This window comes from Streptomyces ipomoeae 91-03 (assembly GCF_000317595.1).
Taxonomy (GTDB): Bacteria; Actinomycetota; Actinomycetes; order Streptomycetales; family Streptomycetaceae; genus Streptomyces; species Streptomyces ipomoeae.
The window spans coordinates 1-22812 of sequence record NZ_AEJC01000420.1 but is presented as its reverse complement, the minus strand read 5'-3'; the positions used below and the strand labels follow the sequence as shown (position 1 = coordinate 22812).

Annotated in this window: 26 protein-coding genes; 15 read left to right on the top strand and 11 right to left on the bottom strand. The window is 70.5% G+C overall.

Annotated features, from left to right (window positions below):
* The first annotated feature begins 44 nt into the window (after positions 1-44).
* Both STRIP9103_RS28230 and STRIP9103_RS28225 read left to right on the top strand, forming a co-directional pair.
* Positions 45-707, top strand: a complete 663-nt coding sequence (locus STRIP9103_RS28230; protein WP_009325505.1) for a DUF6230 family protein — start codon at positions 45-47, stop codon at positions 705-707.
* Entirely contained in the window at positions 704-1114 is a 411-nt protein-coding gene (locus STRIP9103_RS28225) for a DUF6114 domain-containing protein (protein ID WP_009325507.1), read from the top strand. The genes STRIP9103_RS28230 and STRIP9103_RS28225 overlap by 4 nt, the downstream gene beginning before the upstream one ends.
* 77 nt (positions 1115-1191) lie before the next feature.
* Here STRIP9103_RS28225 and STRIP9103_RS28220 read toward each other — a convergent pair whose 3' ends face one another.
* The gene (locus STRIP9103_RS28220; protein WP_048821121.1) at positions 1192-1581 is read right to left on the bottom strand and encodes a hypothetical protein; all 390 of its coding nucleotides are present in this window, start codon (positions 1579-1581) and stop codon (positions 1192-1194) included.
* Between the two features lie 197 nt (positions 1582-1778).
* On the opposite strand from STRIP9103_RS28220, the gene STRIP9103_RS28215 reads away from it, so the two are divergent.
* Positions 1779-3026 carry a cytochrome P450 family protein gene (locus STRIP9103_RS28215; protein WP_009325460.1) on the top strand — a complete coding sequence of 416 codons (1248 nt, stop codon included), beginning with the start codon at positions 1779-1781 and terminating at the stop codon, positions 3024-3026.
* Positions 3027-3053: 27 nt separating this feature from the next.
* On the opposite strand, the gene STRIP9103_RS28210 is transcribed toward STRIP9103_RS28215, so the two are convergent.
* From STRIP9103_RS28210 to STRIP9103_RS28190, 5 genes are read right to left on the bottom strand one after another with little or no spacing between them, the layout of a single operon-like run.
* On the bottom strand, positions 3054-4421 hold the full coding sequence (locus tag STRIP9103_RS28210; protein WP_009325472.1) for a cytochrome P450: 1368 nt from the start codon (positions 4419-4421) through the stop codon (positions 3054-3056).
* Complete coding sequence (locus STRIP9103_RS28205) at positions 4418-5014, bottom strand: GTP-binding protein (protein ID WP_009325485.1); 597 nt, start codon at positions 5012-5014, stop codon at positions 4418-4420. Before STRIP9103_RS28205 ends, STRIP9103_RS28210 begins: the two co-directional genes overlap by 4 nt.
* Entirely contained in the window at positions 4992-5387 is a 396-nt protein-coding gene (locus STRIP9103_RS28200) for a DUF742 domain-containing protein (protein ID WP_009325490.1), read from the bottom strand. The genes STRIP9103_RS28205 and STRIP9103_RS28200 overlap by 23 nt, the downstream gene beginning before the upstream one ends.
* Positions 5384-5797: a roadblock/LC7 domain-containing protein gene (locus STRIP9103_RS28195; protein ID WP_009325467.1), complete on the bottom strand. Its 414-nt coding sequence runs from the start codon at positions 5795-5797 to the stop codon at positions 5384-5386. The genes STRIP9103_RS28200 and STRIP9103_RS28195 overlap by 4 nt, the downstream gene beginning before the upstream one ends.
* Entirely contained in the window at positions 5794-7176 is a 1383-nt protein-coding gene (locus STRIP9103_RS28190) for an ATP-binding protein (RefSeq protein ID WP_009325462.1), read from the bottom strand. Before STRIP9103_RS28190 ends, STRIP9103_RS28195 begins: the two co-directional genes overlap by 4 nt.
* A 360-nt stretch (positions 7177-7536) precedes the next feature.
* Here STRIP9103_RS28190 and STRIP9103_RS28185 point away from each other — a divergent pair, with 360 nt between their 5' ends.
* From STRIP9103_RS28185 to STRIP9103_RS28160, 6 genes are all read left to right on the top strand, one after another.
* The gene (locus tag STRIP9103_RS28185) at positions 7537-8499 is read left to right on the top strand and encodes a helix-turn-helix domain-containing protein (RefSeq protein ID WP_009325486.1); all 963 of its coding nucleotides are present in this window, start codon (positions 7537-7539) and stop codon (positions 8497-8499) included.
* A 565-nt stretch (positions 8500-9064) separates the two neighbouring features.
* On the top strand, positions 9065-10672 hold the full coding sequence (locus STRIP9103_RS28180; RefSeq protein WP_234022320.1) for a sensor histidine kinase: 1608 nt from the start codon (positions 9065-9067) through the stop codon (positions 10670-10672).
* Entirely contained in the window at positions 10659-11093 is a 435-nt protein-coding gene (locus STRIP9103_RS28175) for a roadblock/LC7 domain-containing protein (protein ID WP_009325458.1), read from the top strand. The genes STRIP9103_RS28180 and STRIP9103_RS28175 overlap by 14 nt, the downstream gene beginning before the upstream one ends.
* 4 nt (positions 11094-11097) lie before the next feature.
* The gene (locus tag STRIP9103_RS28170; RefSeq protein WP_009325483.1) at positions 11098-11466 is read left to right on the top strand and encodes a DUF742 domain-containing protein; all 369 of its coding nucleotides are present in this window, start codon (positions 11098-11100) and stop codon (positions 11464-11466) included.
* Positions 11444-12046, top strand: a complete 603-nt coding sequence (locus STRIP9103_RS28165; RefSeq protein WP_009325464.1) for a GTP-binding protein — start codon at positions 11444-11446, stop codon at positions 12044-12046. Before STRIP9103_RS28170 ends, STRIP9103_RS28165 begins: the two co-directional genes overlap by 23 nt.
* Before the next feature lie 40 nt (positions 12047-12086).
* On the top strand, positions 12087-12683 hold the full coding sequence (locus STRIP9103_RS28160) for a GAF domain-containing protein (RefSeq protein WP_009325496.1): 597 nt from the start codon (positions 12087-12089) through the stop codon (positions 12681-12683).
* A gap of 208 nt (positions 12684-12891) precedes the next feature.
* Here STRIP9103_RS28160 and STRIP9103_RS28155 read toward each other — a convergent pair whose 3' ends face one another.
* Positions 12892-14127: an acyl-CoA dehydrogenase family protein gene (locus STRIP9103_RS28155; RefSeq protein WP_009325494.1), complete on the bottom strand. Its 1236-nt coding sequence runs from the start codon at positions 14125-14127 to the stop codon at positions 12892-12894.
* Between the two features lie 836 nt (positions 14128-14963).
* Between STRIP9103_RS28155 and STRIP9103_RS28150 the strand changes: the two genes are divergently transcribed.
* The 3 genes from STRIP9103_RS28150 (at position 14964) to STRIP9103_RS28140 (ending at position 16427) form a co-directional block, all read left to right on the top strand.
* Positions 14964-15311, top strand: a complete 348-nt coding sequence (locus STRIP9103_RS28150) for a hypothetical protein (protein WP_009325488.1) — start codon at positions 14964-14966, stop codon at positions 15309-15311.
* A 71-nt stretch (positions 15312-15382) separates the two neighbouring features.
* Entirely contained in the window at positions 15383-15811 is a 429-nt protein-coding gene (locus STRIP9103_RS28145; RefSeq protein WP_009325470.1) for a roadblock/LC7 domain-containing protein, read from the top strand.
* Between the two features lie 4 nt (positions 15812-15815).
* Entirely contained in the window at positions 15816-16427 is a 612-nt protein-coding gene (locus STRIP9103_RS28140) for a GTP-binding protein (protein WP_009325502.1), read from the top strand.
* A gap of 73 nt (positions 16428-16500) precedes the next feature.
* Here STRIP9103_RS28140 and STRIP9103_RS28135 read toward each other — a convergent pair whose 3' ends face one another.
* Positions 16501-17412 carry an adenosine kinase gene (locus STRIP9103_RS28135; RefSeq protein WP_009325500.1) on the bottom strand — a complete coding sequence of 304 codons (912 nt, stop codon included), beginning with the start codon at positions 17410-17412 and terminating at the stop codon, positions 16501-16503.
* A 491-nt stretch (positions 17413-17903) separates the two neighbouring features.
* Here STRIP9103_RS28135 and STRIP9103_RS28130 point away from each other — a divergent pair, with 491 nt between their 5' ends.
* On the top strand, positions 17904-18905 hold the full coding sequence (locus tag STRIP9103_RS28130; RefSeq protein ID WP_048821120.1) for a LacI family DNA-binding transcriptional regulator: 1002 nt from the start codon (positions 17904-17906) through the stop codon (positions 18903-18905).
* A 103-nt stretch (positions 18906-19008) separates the two neighbouring features.
* Here the strand turns inward: STRIP9103_RS28130 and STRIP9103_RS28125 are convergent, their stop codons facing one another.
* The 3 genes from STRIP9103_RS28125 to STRIP9103_RS28115 form a co-directional block, all read right to left on the bottom strand.
* On the bottom strand, positions 19009-19824 hold the full coding sequence (locus tag STRIP9103_RS28125; RefSeq protein ID WP_048821119.1) for an SAM-dependent methyltransferase: 816 nt from the start codon (positions 19822-19824) through the stop codon (positions 19009-19011).
* A 188-nt stretch (positions 19825-20012) separates the two neighbouring features.
* The gene (locus STRIP9103_RS28120; protein ID WP_009325473.1) at positions 20013-20273 is read right to left on the bottom strand and encodes a DUF397 domain-containing protein; all 261 of its coding nucleotides are present in this window, start codon (positions 20271-20273) and stop codon (positions 20013-20015) included.
* A 1-nt stretch (position 20274) separates the two neighbouring features.
* The gene (locus tag STRIP9103_RS28115; protein WP_009325498.1) at positions 20275-21150 is read right to left on the bottom strand and encodes a helix-turn-helix domain-containing protein; all 876 of its coding nucleotides are present in this window, start codon (positions 21148-21150) and stop codon (positions 20275-20277) included.
* Between the two features lie 361 nt (positions 21151-21511).
* Between STRIP9103_RS28115 and STRIP9103_RS28110 the strand changes: the two genes are divergently transcribed.
* Together STRIP9103_RS28110 and STRIP9103_RS28105 are read left to right on the top strand one after the other, a co-directional pair.
* A complete protein-coding gene (locus tag STRIP9103_RS28110) occupies positions 21512-22063 on the top strand; it encodes an ATP-binding protein (protein WP_234022319.1) in 552 nt (183 codons plus the stop codon).
* Positions 22064-22190: 127 nt separating this feature from the next.
* On the top strand, positions 22191-22812 hold a 622-nt coding region (locus tag STRIP9103_RS28105; RefSeq protein WP_048821123.1), incomplete at its 3' end, for an NAD(P)/FAD-dependent oxidoreductase.

The following is a 22812-nucleotide window of genomic DNA, read 5'->3' as shown; positions in this document are numbered from 1 at the left end:
GCTCAGCCCCCATCTGCAATGACTTGGAAGTCCAGGGAGCACACATGGCCTCGTCCTCGGACGCCACGGCGTCCACCAACGAAAGACCCGAGGGTTCCACGGCGTCCGGAAGACGCGGGCGGGTCCGCCTGAAGCGTGCCGCCGTGATGGCGGTGCCGGCCACGGCGGTCGCGGCCGGTCTGATGATCCTCACCGCACAGGGCGCCCTGGGTGTCCAGTTCGCCATCTCCGGGATGCCGTTCGTGGTCACCGCCGACAAACTCGAAGGCGAGGGCTTCGCCCAGTTCGGCGCACTGGACCACATGATCGAGAACAGCCCCAACGAGGGCGACACCGGCGGCCAGGTCCTGGTCGTCACCTCGGTCGTGAAGAGCGGCAAGCTCACCTCGCTCTGCCAGAGCGTCGACCTCGGCGGCATCCAGCTGGTCCTCACCGCCGGCGGCGACGGCACCCCGGTCACGGTGAAGAACCTGGCGATCGACTCCGACGACATCAAGGGCGACGCCGCGTTCAACAACATCGAGATCGGCCGGGACTCCAGCACCTTCGACAAGGTCGACCAGAAGGGCTCGCCGGGCGTCTACGGCCAGCAGGCGGACACGGTCACCATCACCGACCTGTACCAGCACAACTACGCGTCCACCGCGGCCGTCTTCAAGCTCCCCGACCTGCACATGAGGTTCACGAGCGAGGGCTGCCCGAAGTGAGCCGCTTCCGGGAGTGGAGAGGGCAACGGCCCTTCGCGGGCGGGCTGCTGCTGTTCCTCGGCGGCAGTGAGATCCTGCTGACCATGAAGGCACCGCTGCCGGTGATCCTGCACATCGGTATGCAGGGCGTGGCGGGGTATCTGCTGCCGTCGCTGATGGTGTTGTGCGGTCTGCTGATCCTCTTCAATCCCGGTCAGCGTCTCTTCTACTCCATCCTCGGCATCCTGCTCTCCCTGGGCACCTGGCTCACGTCCAACATGGGCGGCTTCGTCGTCGGCCTGCTGTTGGGGGCGGTGGGCAGCACGCTGGCCTTCGGGTGGCTGCCGGACCAGGAGCCGCGCAAGAGCCGCCGGGAGCGCAAGGCGGGCCGTGTGGTCGCCGGTGCGCCTGAGAGCTCGGGTGGTTGAGGCTGTTCGGCGGGTGCGGGTGGTTCGTGGTCGCTCGCGCCGTTCCCCGCGCCCCTGACGGGGCGCGGGTTCGGCATTTACGTCGTCAAGGTGACGGACGCCTCCGTCAAAGCCAAGCGCAGGCGTTCCGTGTCGGTCCAGTAGCGGTCGTGGGAGAGGGGGACGCGCCAGTAGAGGCCGGGGCCCGATGTGCGGCGTAAGGGCGGGACCGCCACATGGCAGCCGGGTCCGAGGACCTGGACGTCGGCGAGTCGCCAGTCGGTGGCGTCGCCGGGCGGGACCAGCCAGTACATGATCCCGCCGAAGCCGTCCTTGATGACGGCTCCGGACTCGTCTCCGAGAGTCTTGAGCGCGGGGGTGCCGAGGGCGATCGGCACCCGTACGGCGTTCCACCAGCGTCCGGCCGGCACGGTACGTACTTCTGGGCTGTAGGAACACATCCAGCGCGGAGCCCTGCTGACAGTCATGGCACTCACCGGCTCTTCATGGGGGGTGGGGCCGATCCTAGGAGCCCGTCCCGGCCCCAACTTGCCGGTACGCGCAGGGAAGTTGTCCTCGTACGCACTGCGGGGCGCATGTCTCGCCCGTCGAGCTACCGAGGCGTAGCGTGACGGGGCTTACACGTAGTGCTGTTGGACAGTTCTCTCGACCGCAGGAGGGCCCGATGGGCAACCCCAGCGCCATGGTGATCGACGCGACCGGCCGTGACATCCACGGGGAGGCCGCCCGGATCCGCGAGGCGGGTCCCGCGACCCGCGTCCTGCTGCCGGGGCCGCACGATGTGGAGGCCTGGGCGGTCAGCAGCCCCGATCTCCTCAAGCGGCTGCTCACCGACTCCCGGGTGTCGAAGGACCCGCGGCAGCACTGGCCGCGGTTCATCGCCGGTGAGATCACCCCGGACTGGCCGCTGTTCACCTGGGTCGCCGTGCAGAACATGTTCACCGCGTACGGCGGCGACCACAAACGGCTGCGGACCCTGGTCTCCAAGGCGTTCACCGCGCGCCGGACGGCCGCGCTGCAGCCGCGTATCGAGCAGATCACCAAGGAGCTGCTCGACCGGGTGGAGGAGGGCTTCCGGCGGGGTGAGGCGGTCGATCTGCGGGAGGAGTTCTGCTACCCGCTGCCGATCCAGGTGATCAGCGAGCTGTTCGGGCTGCCCGAGGAACGGGGGCTGGTGCTGCGGGAGTTGGTGGACAAGCTGTTCGACACGTCCGCCGACCCGGGTGAGATGACCGCCGCCTACGAGCGGATGTACGGCGTACTGGCCGAACTCGTCGCCGTGAAGCGGGAGTCGCCCGGGGACGACCTCACCAGCGGGCTGATCACCGCCCGCGACGAGGACGACACCCGGCTCAGCGAGCAGGAGCTGCTGGACACCCTGGTGCTGGTGGTCAGCGCCGGGCACGAGACCACGGTCAACCTCCTCGACCAGGCCGTACACGCCCTGCTGACCCACCCCGAGCAGCTCGCCCATGTCCGGGAGGGCCGTGCGACCTGGGACGACGTGATCGAGGAGACGCTGCGGGCGGAGGCACCGGTGGCGAGCCTGCCACTGCGCTACGCGGTGGAGGACCTGGACCTCGCCGAGTTCGGTGGCCCCGAGGGCGTGGTCATCGCCAAGGGCGAGGCGATCCTGGCCGCGTACGCCACCGCCGGGCGCGACCCCGAGCGGCACGGGAAGGACGCCGACGTCTTCGACGTCACCCGTGCCGACAAGGAGCATCTGGCCTTCGGCCACGGTGTGCACTTCTGCCTGGGCGCACCGCTGGGCCGTATGGAGGCCCGTGTCGCGCTCCCAGCGCTCTTCGAGCGGTTCCCGTCGCTCCGACTGGCCGCGACGGGCGAGGAGTTGGGGTACGTGGAGTCGTTCATCTCCAACGGCCACCGCCGTCTCCCGGTCCGCCGGGCCTGACGTACGAGCCGGTCTTCCGGGGCGCGGCTACTCGCCGCGCCACCAGGACAGCAGCCGGGCCCAGCCGTTCCTCGGGCGGGCGGGCTCCGGCTCGGCCCGCGAGGTCCGGCCCGTGCCGTGGGGCCGCTCGGGCCGGGTGCCGGGGGCCGGCCCCGTCTCGGCCGGGGTGGCACCGACCACCGGGGCCGGCGGGAAGGTCACCGGCAGCGCGGCCAGAGCCCGGTGGAAGGGACCCGGCCGCCACTCCAACTCACGCACCGGGACGGCGAGTTCGACGTCCGGCAGCCGGTCGAGCAGCTTCTCCACCGCGACCGAGGCGATCAGCCGGGCCTCGCTCTGCGCGGGGCAGTTGTGCGGGCCCGCGCTCCACGCCAGGTGGGCCCGGTTACCGGCGCGCCGGTCGTTCGTCAGGGCCGGGTCGGTGTTCGCGGCGGCCAACGACACGACCACCGGGTCGCCCGCCTTCAGCAGCGCACCCTCGTACAGCACGTCCCGCATGGGGTAGTGCACGGCGTAGTTGGCCATCGGCGGGTCGGTCCACAGCACCTCGTCGAGGGCGTCCTCGACGGGCAGGCTGCCGCCGGACAGGTCGCCCGCGAAGCGGTCGTCGGACAGCAGCAGGCGCAGAGAGCCCGCGATGAGGTTCTGCTGCGGTTCGGTGCCGGCGCCCATGAGGACGACGAGGGTGTGGATCATCTCCTCGTCCGTGAGCCCGGCCGGATGCGCGATGAGCCAGGACGTCATGTCCGCCCCGGGCTGCTTCCGCTTCAGCGTGACCAGTTTCAGGAGTGTGGTGGTGAGCAGTTCGTTGGCCCGCTCGGCGTCCACCCCGTCGAAGATGCCGGACATGCCCTCGACCAGCTTCAGCCCGTACTCGGTGGGGCAGCCGAAGAGGTGGTTGAACACCAGCAGCGGGATGACCTGCGCGTACTCGCCGAGCAGATCCGCCTCGCCGGCGGGCGCGAACCGGTCGATGAGCATGTCGGCGCTGAGCTCGACATAACCGCGCAGGGTGTGGGGCTCGACCCGGGCCAGGCTGTCGGTGATGGCGCCGCGCAGCCGCCGGTGCTCCTCTCCGTCGCTGAACAGCGCGTTGGGCCGGTACATCATCATCGGCACCACGGGGCTGTCCTTGGGGACGGTGCCGTCGTTGAAGTCGTTCCAGCGGCGCGGGTCCTTGGAGAAGGTCTCGGTGCTGCGCAGGACGTGGAGGGCTGCCTCGTACGAGGTGACGAGGGTGGCCCGGACGCCGGGGGCGAGCTCGACGGGTGCGGTGGGCCCGTGCTCGCGCAGTCCGCGGTACACGGTGGCCGGGTCGGCGGCGAAGCCGGGGCCGTACAGCGGCTCGTGGGCCGGGCAGCCCGGGGGCGGTCCGGACGGCGGCTCGGGGATCACGCGGGCTCCAGTTCGCGGCTCTGCAGATACTCGACGAAGGCGATCAGCGCCCGCGTGGACGACTCCCGGTCGCGGGCGTCGCAGCGGACGAGCGGGGTCTCCGGCAGCAGGTCGAGGGCCTCGCGCACCTCGTCCAGGTCGTACACGGGGGCGCCGTCGAAGTCGTTGACGGCGACGGCGTACGGCAGCTCCAGCTCCTCCAGGACGCCGATCACGTCGAAGGAGTGGGACAGTCGCCGGGTGTCGGCGAGGACCAGCGCGCCGAGGGCGCCGCGGGTCATGTCCTGCCAGAGCCGGGTGAAGCGCTGCTGTCCCGGGGTGCCGAACAGATAGAGCACCAGGGAGTCGTTGAGGGTGAGGCGGCCGAAGTCCAGCGAGACCGTGGTGGTGGTCTTGTCGCGGATTCCGGCGAGGTCGTCGACCGGCGCGCCGGCCTGGGTCATGACCTCCTCGGTGCGCAGCGGCCGGATCTCGGAGAGGGTGCCGACGAAAGTGGTCTTGCCGACCGCGAAGTGGCCGACGACGAGCAGCTTGACCGCGCTCTTCACGGTCGGCCGCAGATACACGCCGTCAGAGGAGGGCGCGGAGCCCATCGATGACCTCCTGGAGTATGCGGGCGTCGAACGGCCGTGGGGCCGACGGGGGTCCTCCCGCGTGAGCCTGTTCGAGCGTGGGGGACGGGGTGCGGGTGACGATGTGGCCGCTGTCCATGAGGTCGGCCACCAGCACCTTGGTGACGCTGACCGGCAGTTCGAGGTGGCCCGCGACCTCGGCGAGCGAGAGCGATCCGGGCCGGCACAGCTCCATGACCCGGCGTTTCTCCGGGGTGAGACCGGTCAGCGGCAGGTCGGTGGCGGCGACCAGCAGCGTGACCAGGTCCAGGGTGTTGCGGGTCGGGTGGGCGCGGCCGTCGGTGACGACGTACGACCGCACCAGCCGTCCCCCGGGCCGGCGCCGGGGCGTCATATTCGGCTGCCGGCGTCCCGGCGGGCCGGGCTGGTCAGCTCCTTGCCGAGCCGGTCGACCAGCTTGTGCATGCGATACGTCACCGCCTCCATGTCCACCTCGGCGCCGGTGGACACCGCGAGGTAGGCGCCCTCGCCGGCGGCGACCAGGAAGACGAAGCCGTGGCCGAACTCGATCAGGGTCTGCCGCCAGGGACTGTTGTCGGTGCCGCAGAACTCGGCGGTGCTGCGGCTGATGGACTGCAGTCCGGACAGGCCGGCCGCGAGGCGTTCGGCGTCGTCGCGGCCGATGTCCGCGGAGTGGGCGCGGAGCATGCCGTCGGCGGAGAGCAGGATCGCGTGCCGTGCCTCGGGGACCTTCAGCACCTCGTCGAGCATCCAGCCCAGCTCGTTGTTCGTGGGCTCGATCATGTGTGGGGGGTCCCTTCGTTCTCGGCGGAGGTGGTCTGTGGGGTGTCGAGGGGGTCGTCGTCGAGGGGGTCGTCGTGGAAAGGGTCGTCGTCGAGGATGCGTCCGGCGGCCCGGCCGAAGCGGGTGCCGCGGGCGAAGGCCCCCATGAGGCGGGCGTTCTCCTCGGGCGAGCGGCCGGGCGGCTCCTCGATCGCGGACGGCTGCGGCTCGGGGTCGGCGATCCTTCTGGGGGTGCGGCGGCGGCGCTTGGGCAGCCCGCCCTCGGTGGTGCCTTCGACGACCGCCGGGACGGTCGCGGGCGGGGTGACGGTCACGGGGGCGGATGCGGCCGGAGCGGCGGTCACGGGGGCGGGGTCGGCGGATGCCTGCGGGCTCACGGGCTCCGGTTGGGTGAGGAGCGCGGCCGGCAGGAGCGCCACGGCGCGGACACCGCCGTACGGCGAGCGGGTGTCGACGGACACGGTGAAGCCGTAGCGCCGGGCGAGCACTCCGATGACGGCGAAGCCGAACCGGGGCGGGTCGCCGAGCCGGGTGACGTCCACCGCGTGGCGCCCGCCGAGGAGGTGGCCGGCGCGCTCGACGGCCTGGCCGTCCATGCCGACGCCGGCGTCGTCGATGATCACGCACGCGCCGTTGTGCACGGCCTGGACGGTGACCTCGACCGTGGTGCCGGGCTGGGAGTGGCGGGCCGCGTTGTCGAGCAGTTCGGCGAGCGCGAGGACGACCGGCTCCACCGCGCGGCTCTCCACGGCGATCTCGACCTGGCCGTTGACGCGGACGCGCCGGTAGTCGCGGATGCGGGAGGTGGCGCCCCGGACCACGTCGAGCAGCGGCGAGGTGGCGCGCTGGCGGCCCGGCCAGGAGCCGCAGAGTACGGCGATGGCCTGGGCGCGGCGGCCGAACTGGGCGTTGGTGTGGTCGATTTCGAGGAGGTCGCGCAGCACGTCGGGGTCGTCGTGCCGGTCCTGCATCTCGGAGATGGCGACCTGCTGCTCGTTGGCGAGGGCCTGAAGGGAGCGCATCGACGTCTTGAGGGCGGCCTTGGCGGACTGGTCGGCGCGGGCCCGCGCGTGTTCGACGGCGCCGGAGAAGCGGGTCAGCACCTCCTCCAGGCCTCTGCCGAACTCCGTCTCGGCGAGCCGGGCGTCGAGCGGTCCGACACCGGGGAGGGGTCGGCCGGGGTGGTCGGCGAGCGCCGGCAGCCGGACCGCGACCAGGTGCCGCAGCTCCTCCTCACGGGCCCGCACCCCGTCGGCCAGCTCGGCGTTGCGCCGGCGCTGCCGCCTGGTGATGCCGTGCTGGCGCAACAGGAGTACGGCGGTGACGAGCAGGGCCGCGGCCAGGGCCCAGGTCACCGCCGACGGTATCTGATCGGTCATGAAAGTCCACGTGTCCTTACGTCCTCAAGTCCCGGAATGTCCTGACGTTCCGGACGGTGGGCGTGAGTTGACGGAGCGGACGACACTAGTGGCGCGACCGGGGCGGGCACTTTCCGTGACGCGCACGGATGTTGCCGCAGGGCGCACGAGTGACGCAAGAGGCGTGTACGCGTTCGTGACCGTTCTCCTGGCATATTCGGCCATGCCGACCGTCCGGCATGGCAATCGCTTGCCACGCTAGGGTGCTCCTCAAAAGTTGACCGAACAGTAACTGTCTTCGATCACGCCTGCATTGAAGCTTTTCGCGGCAGCGATCGTAAGAGACCACAGGGAAGCCGTCGGGACCCGGCACAGGGAGGAATGGCGTTGCCCGCGGGAAGCTATGTCGTCGAGACGCTGAACACCGAGGACGTGGAGCAGCGCGAGCGAGCCGACTTCTGGACCGAGCAGATCGGCTCGTACCAGTCCCGGATGGGCTTTCGGTACGCCCGCTCGGAGAACTTCCGCGGGCGGACCGTCCGCCAGCTCACCGACAGCTACCAGCTGGTGAAGTACCGGTCGGACGCGATCGAGTACAGCCGCACCATGCGCCAGGTCCGCCAGGACCCGGACGAGGACTACCGTCTGCTCTTACCCGTGAGCGGGGAGATCGTGCTGCGCCAGGAGGGCGAGGAGGCGCGGCTGACCCCGGGGACCGGGGCGCTGGTCACCTTCGCGGCACCCTTCCAGTGTCTGCAGAGCCAGGACATCGACGCGTTCATCCTCACCATCCCGGCCCGCGAGGTGGACGGCCGCCTCGGCACCAAGTCCCCCGTCGCCGCCGGGCTCGACCTCTCCCGGGGCCTCGGCCGCGTCGTCGGCTCCATGCTGACGAGTCTGCACGAGGAGCGGGATCACCTCACCGACCCCGAGTTCGACGCCGTCTCCGACCGCATCGTGGAACTGATCTGCATGCTGACCGTCGGCGACGACCGCCCCGACGTCCCGGGCCAGTTGGGCGAGGTGGAGGCGATGGTCCGGCGCTATGTGCGCGAGCACGTGGCCGACCCCGACCTCACGGGTACCACGATGGCCCGCGCCCTCGGCTGGTCGCTGCGCCAGATCCAACTCGCCCTGCAGCATGCCGGGACCACACCGCGCGAGCTGATCCGCGAGGAGCGACTTCGTCTGGTCCGCGACCGGTTGCTGTGCGGGGAGTGCGAGCACCTGACGATCACCGACCTGGCGTACGCCGCGGGGTTCTCCTCCGCGAGCGCCCTCAGCACGGCCTTCCGGCGCCGTTACGGAGTGAGCCCGCGGGAGCTGCGGCAGAGCGTGCGTTGAGACCGCGCCGATCGCCCTGAAGCCCTGGTGAGCAGCCTCTCATCTCGGCGTCCGCCAGGGTTCCATTGAAGTCTAAAGCTTGGCTAAAGCATACTTCGGCGCGTGAATTTTCCCGGGATTCCTCGTGCGCACCATGTGGGGTTACCCCTGCCGCCGGTCCAACTCCGCGTCTTTTGCGGCCAGTTGACCCTCGCCATTATCGTCGGCGAAGTGGCTTGAATCATATGCACTCCGCCCTGCCGGCGCCCCCGGACCCGGCGGCTCGACACCGGCGGAAACCACTCGCCGAGGTTGACGGCGCCTCGGGCCGCAGGGCTCCCTCAAGCGACCAGGACTGCTGGTCAGGCAGTTGACGTTCTTCGCTACTCTGTCGCGTACTGGCTGATCGAGAGGACTCCCGATGCCTGAACCCCCACCCTTCGCGACAACCCCGGATCACGGTCGGCCGGCCCCGACGACGCCCGCGCCTCGTCACCGACACGGCAGGACCGAGGGTTCGGGCTCCGCGGACTCCTCTGCGACCCGCCCGCGGCTGACCCGCCTCGCCGTCCTCCCCACCGCGCTCATGGCCGGCATATCCACCGCCGTCACCGGCACCGTGCTGCGTCTGCAGGACGGCACGGTCGACGCCGCGACCTGGGGTGTCGTGGCCGGTGGCGCGATCCTCGGCTGCGGCTGCGTCGCGGGGGCCGCGATCGCGGCCAAGTCCCAGGCCAGGAAGGACGCGCGGCACACCGAGTCGCTGCGCCAGGCCGTCACCACCGGCAACTGGGCGCTCGACGAGGACCTGACCCGGCTCAAGCGGGGCGAACAGCTCGCGTCACGCGGCTTCGCCTACCAGGCGCCCCGCGCCGAGGACCCCCGCCAGCAGCTGGAGTACGAGATCGCGTCGGCCCAGCACCGGGCCCGGGAGGCCCTCGTCTGGGCGGCGACCCACTTCCAGGCCGCCTCCGACGACAACAGCGACAAGGTCGAGGTCTTCGTCAACCTCGCCCGCCGGCTGCAGTCCCTCGTCCACCGCACCATCCGTGAACTCGACGACCTGGAGAACCAGGTCGAGGACCCGGACCTGCTGCGTCGTGTCTTCGGCATCGACCACCTGGCCACCCGCATCCGACGGCACGCGGAGAACCTCGCGGTGCTCGGCGGCGCGGTCTCCCGCCGCCAGTGGACCCACCCTGTGACGCTGACCGAGGTGCTGCGGTCCTCCATCGCCGAGGTCGAGCAGTACTCCCGGGTCAAGCTCGTGCCCCCGATCGAGGGCAGGCTGCGCGGTCACGCGGTCGCCGACGTCATCCACCTGCTGGCGGAGCTCGTCGAGAACGCGACCATGTTCTCCCACCCGGACACCCAGGTCCTGCTGCGCGCCCGCCGGGTGACGGCCGGGATCGCCATCGAGGTCGAGGACCGCGGCCTCGGCATCCCCCAGGAGGAGCAGGACCGCATCAACGCGCTGCTCGCCGACCCGGCCCGCATCGACATCTCCAAGCTGCTCGCCGACGGCCGGATCGGCCTGTTCGTCGTGTCGTCCCTGGCCCGCCGGCACGGCATCGCGGTCCAGCTGCAGAGCAACATCTACGGCGGTGTCCAGGCGATCCTCGTCCTCCCGCAGGGCCTGCTCGGCGACGAGGAGGGCCAGGCCCCGGCACAGGCGCGGCCCGTTCCGCCCCGCCCGGTGCAGAACTCCGCGCCCGCGTGGGAGAACACGCCCCAGCCGGCTCCCCCGGCCGCGGTGGCGTCGCACATGGGTCCGCCGGTCTCCGTCCCGCACCACGCGGGCCCCCCGGCCCCCATGCCGCAGCGGTCGGCCCCCGCCCCCATGGCTCCGGCCCCCGCCCGGCACGAGATGGCGCCGCCGGTCGCCGACGTACGGGCCGACCACCGCGCCGGGGGTTACGAGCGCCCGGGTGCCGACCCGCACGAGAGTGCGTCCGGCCGGCCGGTGCTGCCCAAGCGCCGCGCGATGGAGCATCTGGCCCCGCAGCTGCGCAACGGCCCCCTGCCGCGTCCCGAGACCACCGAGCAGGAGCTGAACTTCAACCCCGGCCTCCTGGCCGGCATCAATCGAGGCTTCGGTCTCGCCGGCGCGACCTCCGACGTGATCCCCGTCGACGACTCGCGCTGGGCCTCGCCCCAACCGCAAGGAGAAGATCCCCACCATGGTGAGCGATAGCCACCCCGCCGGCCAGAACATCGACTGGCTGCTGGAGAACCTCAAGAAGACCGTCCCCGGTACCCGGCAGGTGCTGTTGCTCTCCTCCGACGGGCTGAGCAAGGCGCATGTGGATCTGCACGGCGACGACGCCGACCGGCTGGCCGCGATAGCCTCCGGGCTCAACTCCCTGGGCCGTTCCTTCGGCCACGACAGGGTGCTGGGCAACGGCGGCACCGTCCGCCAGGTCATCGTGGAGCTGCACAACGGCATCCTCATCGTGGCCTCGGCGGGCCATGGCGCCGTGCTCGCGGTCACCGCGGACTCCTCCACCCACACCGAGACCCTCGGTTACGAGATGGGCATGCTGATCCGGGCCGTCCAGCCGTTCCTCGCCACGCCGGCCAGGCGTCCGAGCGCGCCGTCCAGCGCGAGGATGTGACGCGATGACGGACGAGCTGTTCCTGGACGAGGAGGCCGGTCGCTTAGTCCGGCCCTTCACCGTCAGCAACGGGCGCACTCGACCCTCGACACACCTCGACCTGCTCACCATGGTGATGGCCACCGGCGTCCGGCAGCTCACCGACCTCGGCCCCGATCACGAGATGGCGCTCGGCCTGTGCGTCCGACCGGTGCCGGTGGTCGAGGTGGCGGCCCGGATGAACCTCCCGGTCGCCGTCACCAAAGTCCTCTTGTCCGACCTTGTGCAGCACGAGGCGCTCACCGCACGGGCGCCCCGTGCCGTTGAGGCGGCCTCCGCCGCCAACCGAGAAGTTTTGGAGGCGGTGCTCGATGGCCTACGCGCACGGCTCTGACCCCTTCCCGACCGCGCTGAAGATCCTCGTAGCGGGAGGATTCGGGGTGGGCAAGACCACCTTCGTGGGGGCGGTCAGCGAGATCGCACCCCTGAGCACCGAGGAGGTCATCACCACGGCCAGTGCCGGCACGGACAGTCTGGACGGGGTCGCGGACAAGTCCACCACCACCGTGGCCCTGGACTTCGGCCGGATCACCCTCGACTCGCGCCATGTCCTCTATCTGTTCGGTACGCCCGGGCAGGAACGATTCTGGTTCATGTGGGACGAGCTGTCCGACGGGGCCCTGGGTGCGGTCGTGCTCGCCGACACCCGCAGGCTCGACGCCTGTTTCCCCGCGGTGGACTTCTTCGAGGTACGTGGCATTCCGTTCGTCGTCGGGGTGAACGAGTTCGACGGGGCGTACCGGTACTCCACCGAGGAGGTCCGGGACGCCATCGGACTGAAGTCCAACGCGCCGATCGTCTTCTGCGACGCCCGGCACTGCAGCTCGGGCACCGCCGTGCTGGTCGAACTCGTGCAGCATCTGCTCCGTATGACACCGGACGCGGCGACGCCGCAGCCACCCGTGCTCCGTTGATCCATACTCAACAACCCAGCCGACATCGAACGGAGTTCTCATGTACAGCAACGGCCCCTATTCCGGCAACGAGCCACCGCTCGACCGTCTGCTGCTGACCCCCGAGGACCCGGGAGCCCCGCAACGGGCCGCCAGGCTGGCCCAGCTCGGGCTCCGCGACACCCCCCGGGCCGAGTTCGACGAGTTCGCGCGTCGGCTGGCCCTGGAGCTGGACGCGCCGTACGCGATGGTCAACTTCATCGACGACCGGCGCCAGTTCTTCGCGGGGCTGTACACGCCCGAGGCCGGACCCGTGAACGTGGCCCAGCGGCCGATGCAGGACAGCGGTCCCTCGGTGGGCCGGGAGATGGGCCTGGACCACGGCTTCTGCCCGCACACGGTGAAGCGGACCACCGCGCTGGTCCTCGACGACGTCTGCGACTACCCGCGGTTCGCGGGGAACCCGGTCGTGGACGAGATCGGCATCCGCTCCTACATGGGCGCGCCGCTGGTGGACCGGCTGGCGGGGATCAACCTCGGCACGATCTGTGTCGTGGACACCGACTCCCGGACATGGGGGCGGCAGCGGCTGGAGATCATCAAGCACATGGCGCAGGAGATGGCCGACACGATCCAGTCCATGGCGGCCGGGCACTGAGCCGGCGGGGCTCCGGCTGCCGGACACGCGACTCACGAAAGCCGCGGACACGACGTTGTGTCCGCGGTTTCTCAGTTCTGGCGTGGCGTGCGGGCGCAGGAGGCCCTGCCGGGCCTTGGGACGCACTCGGACGACGACACGCTCGGACGACGACGCGCTTGGACTGTGAAGGCCCCGCCCGGTGGGCGAGGCCGGTACGCCGAAGGGCCTAGACCAGCTCGCCGACGGGATCGAGTTCGGTCTCCCGGGACACGGACTGCGGGGAGCGGACGAGGTGGGAGAGGCGTTCGGACCACTCGCCCTTGTTCTCCCCGAGGGCGAACTCGCCGAGTCTGAGGCCCTGGATCTCGGAGGTGCCGGCGGGCGCGTAGATGTGGAAGGCGTCGCGCAGATAGCGTTCCACCGGTCGGTCGGTGAACAGGCCGGTGGCCGCGTGCATCTTCACGGCCGCCTGGGCGGACTCGATGGAGGACTCGACGTTGAAGAGCTTGGCGGCCATGAGCTCGACGTCGCAGGGGCGTCCGTTGTCCAGCAGATGGGCGGCGAGATAGGCGCTCTGCCGCGCCAGGGTGAGCCGTTGCAGCATCCGGCCCAGCTCGATCTTGATGTTGGGGAGATGGCCGAGCGGCTTGCCGTAGCGCTGGGTCTCGCGGCAGTACCGGGAGGTCTCCTCGAAGACCGCCTGGTGGATGCCCAGCGACACCGCCGTCAGGTTGAGGCGGCCGTACAGCACCGACGAGGAGTACGCGACGGCCAGGCCCTCGCCCTCCTCGCCGAGCCGGTTCGCGGCCGGTACCCGGCAGTCGTCGAAGACGAGCTCGCCGAAGCTGAACCCGTGCAGGCCCATGGAGGGGACCTGGGGGGCGAGGGAGAAGCCGGGCCGGTCGGACTCGACAAGGAAGGCCGTCATGCCCTTGGAACCGGGACCGGTGCGCACGATGACACCGTGCAGGTCGCCGACGTGGCTGTTGCCGACGAACACCTTGCGGCCGTTGAGGATGTAGTCGTCACCGTCGCGCACCGCAGAGCTCTCCATGCCGGCTACGTGGCCCCCCGACCCCGGCTCGGTGACGGCGATGGTCGGCAGCACCTCTCCACTGGCGATTCTCGGCAGCCAGTGCCGTTTCTGGGTCTCGTCACCGAAGTGGATGATCTTGGCGACGCCCAGCTGGGACGCCTGGACCATCGCACCCATCGCGCCGCTGACGCGGGCCAGTTCCTCGATGATGATGGTCTTCGCGAGATGGCCCGCGCCCATACCCCCGTAAACGGGGTCGATCGTGGCACCGATCCACCCCTGTTGGGCGATCAACCGGGAGAGCCCGACCAGCGCGGTACGGGATTCCTCCATGTCCGGTATCAGTGGCCGCACCACGCGCTCCGCGAACTCGCGCACCCGCTGCCGCAGATCCTCGTGATCCTGAGTGGTGAAGACGTGTTCCACGCCAAGCCCTTCTCCGTGCTTCCCCGCGCCGGGGAAGACGCGGAGGCTGTACGTCAGGCTGTGGTTCCTAGGGGGCACCTGGCCGACGTGCAACATGGTCTACAAATCAACCTGTTACGCCAAGATCGTTTATTTGGTTTGGCTGAAACATAGACCATGGGAATCCACGCCGGACAAGGGTAAGTGTGAGATTCGGTGTCCACATCTTGATACGCCCCCACCGAAGTCGCATGTTTGTCACGGCCCGACAGCGGGCAGCAGGCTACCCGCCCACCAGGCACGGCCCGACCTCAGGCCCCGACTTCCGGGCTCTTGGCGTCGCCTAATACCAGACCGACGCTCCGTTCGCGGATGTTTAATCACGGGGATGGCCGACTTCCAGCCATGCTCGACCGAACCCGAAGCGGCTTGGCCCGGCCGGTGATTGTCAGTATCTCTATCGACAAGTCGCTTTTATGGGGTCGGCCCTGAGTCGAAACGGATGGAGCAGGCCGCCCGGCCACCTGCGGGGACTTGGCGGGAGGCCGTGCTCAATCCCTGCCTCTCAGAGGGAAGTTGCCGTCCGGGGACTACTGACGACGGGACTCGGGGCCTGATAGCGTTCCTTCGGCCGCTGACACTTGGCGACGGCGTGTCAAGTCGACGTGCCGGGGAGACATCGGGCAGTTCACCACTCCCGGCGTACCACGGCCGTCATCCCAACCACCGTCCTCCGGGCCCCCTCTCATGAACTCTCAGCCTCTCGCAGCGGCAGCGCGCCGACCCACGCCGGCCGTGTCCACGGCGGCGGAGCGGAGACGAGCGCGGACGGAGCCGAGCACGACACGGGGGCACATATGAGCACCGGAACCGGGGCGGACAACGGCAGCGGAGAGGCCCCCCTGTCCGGGCACTCCGACCCCCGCGCACCCCATCGCACCCCGGGCGGCCTTCAGGGGCTGCCCCGGCGCACCCCGGGAGCCCCCTCGGCGCCACGGCCCGGCGAGGAGCCGACACAGGCCCTCCGGGACCGGGAGAGCGGCAAGGACGGGGGCGGCGACGACGCGGAGGACACGCTCCGCCCGGAAGCCCTGGCCCGCGCCATGACAGCGATCCACCGGGGCTCGATGCGAGCCCGCCTCGCCGACCCGGACGACACCGAGGGCCGACCGTCGACGCCGGTTCGTGGGACGGGCATTGGCTGAGGGCCGCTGTCTCGGCTCTCGACGACTCGGCGTGCCCCCTGACGCCGACCGACTGTGAGGAACCATCAGAAATGAGTGAGCAGGTACGCCCCGGTCCGCAGCTGGACTGGCTCCTGGACGGGCTCGTCGAGCGGATACCCGAGATCCGCTGCGCCATCGTGCTGTCCGGGGACGGCCTCCTCATCGGCAAGTCGAAGGACATCCGGTTCGACGACGCGGAACACCTGTCCGCGGTCGGCTCCGGCATGTACAGCCTGGCCCGGGGCGTGGCACGCCACTTCCACGGCGGCGAGGTCCAGCAGACCGTCATCCAGATGGAACGGGCGTTCCTCTTCGTCACGGCCGCCGGCCGGGGCGCGCGGCTGGCCGCGATCGCCTCGGAGGAGGTGGACGTCGGCATGATGGCGTTCGAGATGGGCACGCTGGTCAAGCAGGTCGGCAAGTACCTGAGCGCCGCGCCCCGCTCGGAGACCCCGGCCGACTACGTGCAGGACGTATGAGCGCATGAACCGCGACGGCGCGACGGCGAACCGGCCTGTCGTCCCCACCGCTCTGAAGATCCTCGTCGCGGGCGGCTTCGGCGCCGGCAAGACCACCATGGTCGGCTCGGTGAGCGAGGTCGCCCCGCTGCAGACCGAGGAGCAGTTCACCGCGGCGAGCGCGGGCGTGGACGATCTGACGGGCATCGAGCGCAAGACCTCTACCACGGTCGCCCTGGACTTCGGCCGCATCACCATCTCGTCCGAGCTGGTGGTCTACCTCTTCGGTACGCCGGGGCAGGAACGCTTCTGGTTCATGTGGGACGGTCTCGCCACCGGCGCCCTCGGGGCCGTCGTCCTCGCCGACCCCCGGCGTCTCGACGACTCCTTCGCCGCCGTCGACTTCTTCGAGTCCCGGGGCATCCCGTTCGCGGTCGGCGTCAACTGCTTCGACGGCCGCCGCGAGGTGAGCGCCGACCAGGTCCGCCAGGCGCTCGACCTGTCGCCCGGCGTCCCGGTCGTCCTCTGCGACGTACGGGAACGCCGGTCCAGCAAGGAGGTCCTGCTGGCGGTGCTCGGCGCGGCGCGGCGCAAGATGGAGGCCCGGCTGGTGGCCGCGGGCCTGCGCCCGGGCTGAGAGCCGACCGGGCCTGCGCCGGGCTTGAGGGTCGTGTGAGACGTGTGAGACGTGTGAAAGGCCGGACCAGGGGTCAGGTCTCCAGTTCCGCCGCCCGGGCGAGGAGTTCGGCGCGGCCGATGGAGTCGGTCCGTGTCGAGGGCACCGTGCAGGCGTAGGCGCCCGCGATGGCGCCGTAGAGGCCGCAGCGGTGGGGTGGCTCGCCGGCGAGCCGGCCGAAGAGGTATCCGGCGGCGAAGGCGTCCCCGGCGCCGTTGGAGTCCACGACCGGGGCCGGCGGGGGCACCGCCGGAATGTGGCTGAGCCTGCCCTCGACGAGGTGGTACGCGCCGCGCGCCCCGTCCGTGGCGACGACCTCCCGGGCGCGGCCCCGTTCGGCGATGCGGCGCATGGTCTTCTCCGGGTCCACGAGGGCCGTGGCGGAGAGGAAGACGAGGTCGGCGGTGTACGCGAAGGGCTCGTGGTACGGGTTGGCGCCGTCCCAGTCGTGCAGATCGGTCGAGATCGTCACGTCCGTCTCGCGCAGGATCGGCAGCGTGGCGGCGCACGGCCGGCTGATGGCGACATGGACGTGATGGCCGGCCGCGGCGAGGGCCCGTACGGTCTCGGCCGGCAACTCGTCCCCGTCCGCGCCCCGGCTGCTGTCGTACAGCGAGCAGCGCCGTCCGTCCGGGCCGACCAGGTTCACCGCCCGCCGGGTGCCGCTGGGCAGCGGCAGCTCGGTGAGCGGGATACCGCGGTCGCGGTGCAGGGTCCGTACGAGGTCGCCTTCGTGATCGTCGCCGAGGAGGTCCAGGTGGTGTGTCCTGAGCCCGAGTGTGTGCGTGGCCACGGCCAGGAAGTCACCGGTCTGCCCGGCCCTGGTCTCGATGGCGGGCACCAGGTGGGCGTCCGCGAACGGCAACGGCAGCTCGGGCACATACACGATGGTGTCGACGCCCGCCCCGCCCAGCACGAGGACGTCGATCTCGGACTCGGTGCGCAACGTGCCTCCGCTCACGGTGGGTTCAGGATGGAGGCAGCGTATGGCGGGGGTGGTCGGGCTTGGGGGAGACCCGCCGGGGTGTGCGGCGCGGGGGCGGCCGAGCGCTGTCGGCCGGAGGTGACGTGGAGGCCGTTCACCGCCGAGACCGGCTCGGGGAGTTCGGTGGGTTTGGCGGGTGCGGGTTGTTTGTGGCTGGTCGCGCGGTTCCCCGCGCCCCTGAAGGGGCGTCCGGCAGCGGCTGCGAACGCCGCCACCTATCCTGTGGACCCAGCCGAAGCAGGCCCGCGCCCGGCCCCGTAGACGAAGGAAGCAGCCGCATGCCCCGAAGCACGACGGACGGCACCGCGGCCGGACCCACTGGCGTGGCAGGAGCCAGGGGCGTGACCGACGGCTCCCGGGTACATGGCACAGCCGGCGGAAGCGGCACGGCTGGCGGGGCCGGCACGGCTGGGGGGCGTAGTCGGCGGAACTTTGCCGGGGCTCGGCCTGTGATGGGTGATGTGGCGCGGCTGGCCGGGGTGTCGAAGCAGACGGTTTCGCGGGTGCTCAATGACAACCCCGCGGTCCGGGCCGAGACCCGGGAGGCCGTGCTGGAGGCGATGCGGACGCTGGGGTACCGGCCCAGCCGGAGCGCGCGTTCGCTGGCGAGTGGTCGTACCCGGATGCTGGGGGTGATCTCGTTCGACGCGGCGCGCTACGGTCCGGCCTCCACCCTCACCGCGATCAACACGGCGGCCCAGGCGGCGGGCTACCTGGTGAGTTCCATCGCCCTGGACACGGCGGACCGGGACACGGTCGTCCAGGCGGTGGACCGGCTGTCGGCGGAGGGCGCGGACGGCGTCATCGCGATCGCCCCCCAGCGCCCCGTGGCCACCGCGCTCGCCCAGGCCCGCCTCGACACCCCGCTCGTCATGATGGACAACGGCCTGGGCGACGACACCCCCGTGGTGTCGTCCGACTTCCATACGGGCGCCCGGCTCGCCACCGAGCATCTGCTGGCCCTCGGCCACCCCACCGTGTGGCACATCGCCGGACCGACCGGCTGGACCTCCGCCGACCGCCGCGCCGCGAGCTGGCGCGAGACCCTGACACAGGCCGGCGCACCCATCCACGAGCCCCTCGTCGGGGACTGGAGCGCCGACTCGGGCTACGAGCTGGGCCGGCGGCTGGCGGCCGAGCCCGACGTCACCGCCGTGTTCGTCTCCAACGACCAGATGGCCCTCGGTCTGCTGCGGGCCCTGCACAAGGCCGGCCGCCGGGTCCCGGACGACGTCAGCGTGGTCGGCTACGACGACATCCCGGAGGCCGCCCATCTACTGCCCCCGCTGACCACCGTCCGCACCGACTTCTCCGAGATCGGCACCCGCTCCCTGCGTCTGCTCCTCACCCAACTCGACGACCCGACCGGCACCACGGCCCCGGAGGAGATCGAGCCGGTCGTCCCCGTCGAGCTCATCGTCCGCCACAGCACCGGCCCGGCGCCGCGCGACTGAGCGGTGCCGGGCCGGGGCGGTGCGGTGCGGTGCGGTCAAGCCACGGAGCGGTCGTTACCCACGGCTCCCTTGGTTACGGCTTCCTTGGTTACGGTTTTCTTGGTTACGGCTTCCTCGCGATCGCCCCGTACATCGCGATGTCCTCGTCGCGGATGTTCTGCTCGCCCGTGCCGTCCGGGTGCCACTTGTGGACCTGGACGATCCCCGGCTCGACGAGTTCCAGGCCCTCGAAGAACTCATGGGCCTCGTCGATGGTGCGCAGCCGCATCGGCATGTCACGGGCCGCGTACTCGCGGGCGACACGGCCCACCTCCTCGGGGGCGAACTCGGCGGTGCCGATGGTCATCGCCAGATAGCTGCCCGAGGGGAGAGGTTCGAGCAGACGGCGGACGATGCCCACCGCGTCGTCCTCGTCCAGCACGAAGTGCACGATCGCGATGACGGTCAGCGCGACCGGCTTGCTGAGATCGAGGGTCTCCTGGAACTCGGCCGAGTTGAGGACGGCGTCCGGGTCCTGGAAGTCGGCCTCGATGTACGCCGTCTTTCCCTCGGGCGTGCTGGCGAGCAGACCCTGGGAGAGGGTCAGGACGATGGGGTCGTTGTCCACGTAGACCACCCGGGACTCGGGGGCCACGGACTGCGCTATCTCGTGGAGGTTGGGAGAGGTGGGGATGCCGGTACCGATGTCGAGGAACTGGCGCATCCCTCCCTTCTCGGCGAGCCAGCGCACGGCGCGGTTCATCCAGTCGCGGTTGGCGCGCATGTGGATCGGCAGGGCCGGCCACTCCTGCGCCATCGCGTCACCGGCCTCCTTGTCGGCCGGGTAGTAGTCCTTGCCGCCGAGGATGTAGTCGTAGATGCGCGCGGAATGCGCGTGCTCGGTGTCGATCCGGTCGGCAGGCCATCCGTTGTCGGGCAAGGCCGCCCCTCCCATCAAGTCGTCTGGCCACGTCTTCAGGTGTCCAGGTGCACGGTCGGGCATAGCCAGGGGTCCGGAGAACAAGAAACCCCGGTGCGGTGAAGTCGGTGCGTCAATCGGTCGTGCGATCAGGCAAGTCGGGCCGGTCGCGCTGTCAGGCAAGTCGGGAGCGGTCCGGCGCGGGGCGCTCAGAGCAGGAAGTCGGCGTGGCCCGCCTTCACCCCCGACAGGAAGCTCGTCATCTCGTACGGGGTGAAAACCAGGGCGGGGCCGTCGGGGTCGGTGGACTGGCGTACGGCGACCCGTCCGTCGGCCAGCTTCTTCACCTCGACGCAGGCGCCGCCGGCGTCGTCGCTCCACGGCCGGTGCCAGTCATGGGTGCCGAGGTCACGGGCCGGCATGCCGTTGTGGACGTCGTTGTGTTCTCCGTCGAGTATGCGGTGGTGCACGTCAGAGCTCCTTGCGTATAGCACCGAGGTGGACCTCGGTCTTGCGGGCGGGCGCGGCCTGCGCGCCCAGCCGGTCCAGGGCCTCGCGGTAGACGACCACGTCGTCCGTCTTGTCGAGGTACACGGCGCCCACCAGGCCATTCAGGTAGACGATGTCGGGCAACTCGGGTGCCCTGAACCGGAAGAGATGGAACGCGCCGGCCCGCATCGCGGGGTGCGGGCCGTTCTGGAACGGCATGAGCTGCAGCGTCACATGCGGCAGCCGGTTCACTTCGATCAGATGGTCGATCTGGGCGCGCATCACGTCCGGTCCGCCGACCGGCCATCTGAGCACCGTCTCGTCCATCACCACCCACAGCCGCGGCGGCTGCTCACGGGTCAGCAGCTCCTGGCGCCGCATGCGCAGCGCCACCATGCGCTCGATCGCCTCGACCGCGGCGTGCGGATTGCCCGACCTCAGCAGGGCGCGCGCGTAGTCCTCGGTCTGCAGCAGCCCGTGCACGAACTGCGGCTCGTACGCACGGATCTGGAGCACCGCCTGCTCCAGGCTGAGGTAGGCGGCGAACCAGTCCGGCAGTACGTCGCGATAGGTGTGCCACCAGCCACGCTTGTTGGCCTCGCGGACCGACTTGAGGAAGGTCTCGATCTCCTGCTGGTCCCGTACGCCGTAGACCTGGAGCAGTTTCTCGACATCCGGGAGGCGGAGCCGGGCGACCTTGGCGGCCTCCATCCGGCGGATCGTGGAGTGGCTCACCCCGATCGCCTCGCCCGCCTGCTCGAACGTCAGCCCGGCGCGGGTGCGCAGTTCCTCCAGCTGTCTGCCGAGGATCATGCGCAGCACGGAGGGGGCGCCACCCCAGTCGGTCTCCGCGGCCACACCCACCTCCTTCCCGTACGCCGAGCACGACGGGCATCGAACTTACTTGCGAAAGCTGTGTGTTGTCGTGCGGATCGCGTCGAGATCGCAGTCTGGCACGATCTTGGCTCGAAGGAAGGCATCCTGCGTCCGACGAATTGCAAATTTCAACTTGCTGGTTGCGAGGTGTTGTTCGCTGATGCCACAGTGGACGTACCGTCACGGCTTCGTTGAACGCTGGGGCCGCGCGGCCAGGTTGGGGGAGATGTGGCCGCAACTCAGCGCTGTTCGCCGCGAGTTGCACGATGCTCGCGGCGAATGGCGAGGTTGCCGTGGCACCGGCACCCTCCCGGTGCGAAGAGCCCACGAAAGGCATACGGCGATGGCTCCGCCCACGCTCCCCCAGTCGCCGGACCGGGCGACCCCGGCCATGTGTCCACCCTTCGCCTCAGCGGCGTACGAGCCGCACAGAGCGGGCGTGTTCGGGCTGCCCGCGACCCCCACATCGGCGGGCGAGGCACGCCGCACCGTGCGCGAGCTGCTCGATGAGTGGGGAGTGGTTCCCGAGACCCGCGAGGACATGCTCCTCATCACGTCCGAGCTGGTCACCAACGCGCTGACGCACACAGCGAGCGAGTGGATCGTGTGCCGGCTGCACATGACCGGGCAGCGGCTCCGCATCGAGGTCGAGGACCAGAACAGCGGTCACGCGCTGCCCGCCCGGCGCAGGCCGGGACCAGACGACCAGAACGGGCGCGGGCTCATGCTGGTCGGCATGCTCAGCAGCGACTGGGGGGTCAGAGAAACCCCACAACGGTCCGGTCGCGTCGTCTGGGCAGAACTGCCGTCGGAGGGCCGGAACACCGCCGAACCGGTCCCTCCGACGGCCCGTACCGAGAACGACGTCGCCTTGGCCGACCCTTCCTGGACGTAGGCGCTCCGCCGACTGTTCGGCTCTCTTTCTCCCGTTCTCCCGTTCTTCCGTTCTTCCGGGCGGCATCTCGACATGCGCGCCTGTATAGGCTCGTGGTCCATCGGACGGACAAGGGGGAACAACGCTGATGGCTGCGGCAGATGTCTTGGTCGTCGGGGCCGGTGTGGTCGGGGCGTCGGTGGCTTACCACCTCACCCGGCTGGGGCATGATCGGGTGACGGTCGTCGACGCCCGTGACCGCGATGTGCTGTCTGGATCGACCAGCCTGGCGCCCGGTCTGATCGGCCAGCTCAGCGCCACTCCGGAACTGGCCGTGTTGGCCAAGGACAGCGTCGCCACCTACCGCGCACTCTCGCAGACCGCGCCGACGCCACTGTTCTGGCAGGTCGGATGCCTGGAGGTCGCCACCAGCCCCGCTCGCCTGGAGCAGGCCCACCGCGATGTCGAGCACGGGCGCGGCCTGGGCATCGAGGCCCGGGTGCTCGACGCGGCCGATGCCGTCGCACTGGCCCCCACGCTGGTCAACGCCGAACGGGCGCTGGGCGCGCTCCACATCCCCTCCGACGGTGCCGCGGACCCGGCCGCCCTGACGCACGCGATGATCGACGCCGCCGAGCGGGGCGGCGCCGCTTTCCGCTGGAACACACCCGTGCGCGCGCTGGAGAGCGACCAGGGCCGGATCGTCGGCGTCCGTGTGGGCGAGGACGCCGAACCGCTCAGGGCCGACCGGGTCGTTCTGGCCGCGGGTA

What these genes read in the sequence shown, in the direction of transcription:
- STRIP9103_RS28230 (WP_009325505.1), top strand. Translation starts at nt 45, where the DNA reads ATGGCCTCGTCCTCGGACGCCACGGCGTCCACCAACGAAAGACCCGAG.
- STRIP9103_RS28220 (WP_048821121.1), bottom strand. Translation starts at nt 1,581, where the DNA reads ATGACTGTCAGCAGGGCTCCGCGCTGGATGTGTTCCTACAGCCCAGAA.
- STRIP9103_RS28215 (WP_009325460.1), top strand. Translation starts at nt 1,779, where the DNA reads ATGGGCAACCCCAGCGCCATGGTGATCGACGCGACCGGCCGTGACATC.
- STRIP9103_RS28205 (WP_009325485.1), bottom strand. Translation starts at nt 5,014, where the DNA reads ATGGGCTCCGCGCCCTCCTCTGACGGCGTGTATCTGCGGCCGACCGTG.
- STRIP9103_RS28200 (WP_009325490.1), bottom strand. Translation starts at nt 5,387, where the DNA reads ATGACGCCCCGGCGCCGGCCCGGGGGACGGCTGGTGCGGTCGTACGTC.
- STRIP9103_RS28195 (WP_009325467.1), bottom strand. Translation starts at nt 5,797, where the DNA reads ATGATCGAGCCCACGAACAACGAGCTGGGCTGGATGCTCGACGAGGTG.
- STRIP9103_RS28190 (WP_009325462.1), bottom strand. Translation starts at nt 7,176, where the DNA reads ATGACCGATCAGATACCGTCGGCGGTGACCTGGGCCCTGGCCGCGGCC.
- STRIP9103_RS28185 (WP_009325486.1), top strand. Translation starts at nt 7,537, where the DNA reads ATGGCGTTGCCCGCGGGAAGCTATGTCGTCGAGACGCTGAACACCGAG.
- STRIP9103_RS28180 (WP_234022320.1), top strand. Translation starts at nt 9,065, where the DNA reads ATGGCCGGCATATCCACCGCCGTCACCGGCACCGTGCTGCGTCTGCAG.
- STRIP9103_RS28175 (WP_009325458.1), top strand. Translation starts at nt 10,659, where the DNA reads ATGGTGAGCGATAGCCACCCCGCCGGCCAGAACATCGACTGGCTGCTG.
- STRIP9103_RS28170 (WP_009325483.1), top strand. Translation starts at nt 11,098, where the DNA reads ATGACGGACGAGCTGTTCCTGGACGAGGAGGCCGGTCGCTTAGTCCGG.
- STRIP9103_RS28165 (WP_009325464.1), top strand. Translation starts at nt 11,444, where the DNA reads ATGGCCTACGCGCACGGCTCTGACCCCTTCCCGACCGCGCTGAAGATC.
- STRIP9103_RS28160 (WP_009325496.1), top strand. Translation starts at nt 12,087, where the DNA reads ATGTACAGCAACGGCCCCTATTCCGGCAACGAGCCACCGCTCGACCGT.
- STRIP9103_RS28150 (WP_009325488.1), top strand. Translation starts at nt 14,964, where the DNA reads ATGAGCACCGGAACCGGGGCGGACAACGGCAGCGGAGAGGCCCCCCTG.
- STRIP9103_RS28145 (WP_009325470.1), top strand. Translation starts at nt 15,383, where the DNA reads ATGAGTGAGCAGGTACGCCCCGGTCCGCAGCTGGACTGGCTCCTGGAC.
- STRIP9103_RS28140 (WP_009325502.1), top strand. Translation starts at nt 15,816, where the DNA reads ATGAACCGCGACGGCGCGACGGCGAACCGGCCTGTCGTCCCCACCGCT.
- STRIP9103_RS28130 (WP_048821120.1), top strand. Translation starts at nt 17,904, where the DNA reads ATGGGTGATGTGGCGCGGCTGGCCGGGGTGTCGAAGCAGACGGTTTCG.
- STRIP9103_RS28110 (WP_234022319.1), top strand. Translation starts at nt 21,512, where the DNA reads ATGGCTCCGCCCACGCTCCCCCAGTCGCCGGACCGGGCGACCCCGGCC.